The organism is Streptosporangium sp. NPDC005286 (assembly GCF_040607515.1).
Taxonomy (GTDB): Bacteria; Actinomycetota; Actinomycetes; order Streptosporangiales; family Streptosporangiaceae; genus Streptosporangium.
In genome coordinates, this window is sequence record NZ_JBEXGU010000337.1 from 1 (window position 1) to 3902 (window position 3902).

Genomic DNA, 3902 nt, shown 5'->3' on the forward strand with positions numbered 1-3902 from the left:
CGCGGTGATGGTCGAGCAGGCGGATGAGCAGGCTCATGGTGGCGGCGCCGGCGGCGCCGCCACTGAGCAGGGCGGTGGGCCAGGCGGTGCCGGCGGCCAGGGCGAGCGCGCAGGCGATGGCCGTCACCAGCGCGGTGGTGGTCAAGGTGAGAAGCACGGGTACAGAGAACATCGGGGTCGCTCCTGAGGTGGCGTCGCCGGGGATCCGGCGGTCTGGTCATCGGCCCAGAACGCGATGAGCTCGGTCTCGGTGAGCTCGTCAGCCGGGCGGTCGGGCGGAATACGTCCGGTGGTCAAGGCCCACACCGTCACCAGCAAGGTCAGTAGCTGGTCGTCGTTGTGAACCCACGGCGGGGGTGGGGAGCCCGGCCGGGTGCCGGTGACGCGGAGAAAGGCAGGCGAAGCAGTCAGGGCGTGCGCCACGGGCTTTCTCCTTCATCGTCGGCACTGAGGGGTGCGATCAACGATGAAGGTGCCGCCATCCGGGCCGCTACCGGTTCAAACATGTCCGGAAGAGACCGGATAAATACCCTTTTGCAAGGTGCAAAATATCTACGTTCTCGACGCCGATATCCCTTCGTCCCGGCCTGGCGGGCAGGATTTTCGGCGTCCTTCGGGGCGGTCCGACTCCATCCGGTCTCATCCGGACCCATCCGGATCGCTCCGATGTCATCCGGACTCATCCGGATGCCTCCGGACTGTGTACTTACAGGTCAACGGCTGTTAATCCCGGACGAAGCGGAATATGCGATCTCCCTCAGCCTGGCCGCCGATTAATGCCAATATGACTCCCGCTACTACTTGTAGATCACGGATCACTCATTTCCGGCTAAGGGCGATGGCTGAACAACATCGTGTCGCGGCGCTACGCGCCTTCGTCGATCAGCTCAACGAGCTGCGTGGCCTGGCCGGCTCCCCGGCGCTGTCTCGACTGCACACGCTGTCGATGCGCATTCCAGAGAACAACGAGGGCAGGGGGCTGGCGCCGAGCACTACCCACGACATCCTGACCGGCAAACGCAAACGCGCCCCGGCATGGGCGTGGGTGGCGTCCTTCGTGGCCGCCTGCACGGTGGCCGCCGAGCAGACCGGCCTGGATGTGCAGGCCATGGGCGACACCCAGGCCTGGTATCAGAGCTGGCGAGCCGCCCATGATGCCCGGCCCGATCCACCGGCTGCGCCCACCGCGCCCACCGAGCCTGCCGCGCCGGCCCTCACCACGCCGCCGCCGGGACCGGCCTGCGTCCCGTTCGCCGCCTCGCCCTCACCCGCGCAACGGCCCGAGGCCGAGCAGCTGCCGCCCGCGCCGACGCTCCCCGCGCGGCCGACGGGCAGGAGAACACCGCGCCGGTCGAGCACCACGATCGTGTTCGCGCCGCTGCCGGCGGCCCGGCAGCGGTTGTTGCGGATCTACGGCAGGACCGGTACCCGCCTGCTGACCCACAGCGAGGCCGGCAACGGCGATGACTGCATGCGCCTGGCCGTCATCGCGCTGCTGAAAGGCTGGCCCCAAGAGGCGCGCCAGTGGCTGCGCCAGGCCGGCGACGCCGCTCACCCCGCCGCGCCGGGCCTGTTCGATGACCCCGACCGCCTGCAGGTGGCTGCCGAACTCGCCTACCGCTACGGCCACCACTACCAGTGCTCGGATCCGAACAAGCTCAGCGTCGCGATGTTCTTCTACCGGCTGGCCAGCGACTGTGGCCATGCCGAGGCCGCCTATCGCCTCGCGAGGATTCACCGGGCCAAGGACGAGGACTGGGCGGCCGCGAGTTTGTTCAGCCGCGCGGCCGGCAACGGCCACCCCGAGGCCGCCGCCGAGTTCGACGGCGCCTCCGAACAGCTCACCCAGCCTCCGTGGAACGCCGAGGGCGCGCTGCCCATCGGCCTGATCGAAGAACAGGAACCCGCTACGGAGCCGCCCTCGCCGGCCGGTGATCCTCCCACGGAATTCACCTGAGGCGGCTTGAAGACCACCGGCGCCGCCCATCACCTCGGCCACCGGCAAGCGACACGGTGAGGCGGTGAGAACGACGTCGATGCCCGTCACGAAAAGACAGGCAGGCTCGAACCGGACTAAGCCGACGATCAGGATCTTGTCCCTTCCCCTCGGACGAGGGCGGTTCTTCTGCAGCGACCGACCTCCACCAAAGTGTCTATCAGTGATCACCTTGTCACTTCAGGTGAATTCCTTGATTTCTCTGATTCTTCAAACCGCACTTTCATCCCGAAACGGCCGTCCTCACGACATCGGATGGCACGGGCTGGCTTTCCGCTTCGACAAGACCCCCGAGAGCCACCTCGCCGGCCTTCAGCTACACAGGGCCATCTTGTGGATCCGGAGCCTTCAACACATCTGAAGATCCGAATTCCGTACCGGCCCTAGTTCGGTACGTCCCGAGCACCGGCGCCCACGGCGAGGTCGGCGCCTCCCCGTAGTTCGCGGCGGAGCACGAGGGCGTGGCGGAGGTAGTTCCGCGCCAGGCGGGTACGGCCCGCCGACCGGTGCAGCTCGCCGAGCGTCTGGACCGTGGCGGCCTCCCCGCTCCGGTCTCCGAGCCGCTGGAAGATCAGCAAAGAGCGCTCCAGCTGGTCGGAGGCGTGCGACCGGTCACCGCGGACCACCTGCAGGCCGCCCAGCCCCTGCATGGCGTAGGCCCCGCAGTGCAGGTCGCCGAGGCCTTCGAAGATGTCCAGCGCACGCCCCTGGAAGCGCATCGCCTGGCCGGGGTCCGCCCCCAGATCGTGCAGCCGCCCGAACTGCATGGACACGCAGCCCTCGCGATGGGAGTCGCCGATCTCCCTGGCCAGCCGCAGCGCCGCGTCCAGCCAGTTCGAGGCCTGCCGCAGGTCGCCCGAGGCCAGGCAGGCCCGCCCGATGGCCTGCCGCGCGTAGGCCTCGCCGCTCTGGTCTCCCATGGCGAGGAACATGGCCAGAGCCTGCCGGAAGTACCCGAGCGCCCGGAGATTCTCGCCGCAGAACTGGTTGACCGCCCCCAGCCCGCAGATCGAGGTCGCCTCCCCCCGCCTGTCCCCCAGCTCGTGGAAGATCCTGAGGGATCGCCGGAACATCTCCGTCGCCTCGGCGTAGCGGTCCTGGTAGAGACTCACCTGGGCCAGGCCGCGGAGCATGGCCGCCTCGCCGTGGCGGTCCTTGGCCAGGCCCGCGGCCTCCAGGGCGATCCGGTGGGTGGAGCGCCACTCCTCGAAGTGGCAGCGCAGGTCGAAGTAGGGGACGAGTGCCGCGGCGAGCCCCCACGCCGATCCGGCCAGCCCGGCGTCGGCGGCGAGGCGTACCGCCCCCACCAGCGCGTCGTGCTCGGCGTCGAACCAGGACAGCGGGTCTGCGGTCAGGCGGCCGAGGGTGTCCTCCGCCAGGTGCCAGCGGGTGGCCGAGGCCGAGGTCAGGCTGAAGAGCGTGGTCGGCAGCCGCGCGGTCGCGCTCTCGGTGGTGGCCGTCCACGCGCCGAGCACCCTGATGAGCGCGTGCCGATCCGAGGCGCCGCCGGCCTTCTCCCTGGCGTTGCAGCGGACCAGGTCGTGCAGCCGGTAGCGCGGCTGGCCGATCGGGTCGGTCCCGACCAGCTGGAGCAGGTTCGCGTCGACCAGGGCATCCGTCACCTCGTCGGCCCGGTGCCGGCCCAGCGCGGCGTCGACCACCCAGCCGGGCAGGGACTGCGGGCCCAGGAGGCCGAGCGCACGGAAGGCACATGCCGCGTCCTCGGGCAGCAGCCGGTAGCTACGGTCGAGACTGACCCGCACTCCCAGATCCCCGGCGCACAGCTCGCTGAGCCGGTTCGACTCGACCTCCAATCGCTGCCGCAGCACTCCGAGCGACCAGCCGGGCCGCCCCGCCAGCCGCGCCCCGGCGATCCTGACGGCCTGCTGCCACCTGCCGCTGGCCG

At 69.8% G+C, this 3902-nt stretch carries 2 protein-coding genes; one reads left to right on the top strand and one right to left on the bottom strand.

What is annotated here, in order from left to right; translation table 11 throughout:
- Positions 1–838 precede the first annotated feature (838 nt).
- Complete coding sequence (locus ABZU75_RS45665; protein WP_355569595.1) at positions 839–1957, top strand: hypothetical protein; 1119 nt, start codon at positions 839–841, stop codon at positions 1955–1957.
- Between the two features lie 422 nt (positions 1958–2379).
- Here the strand turns inward: ABZU75_RS45665 and ABZU75_RS45670 are convergent.
- Positions 2380–3902: tetratricopeptide repeat protein (locus tag ABZU75_RS45670; RefSeq protein ID WP_355569598.1), on the bottom strand; the 1523-nt coding region annotated here is incomplete at its 5' end.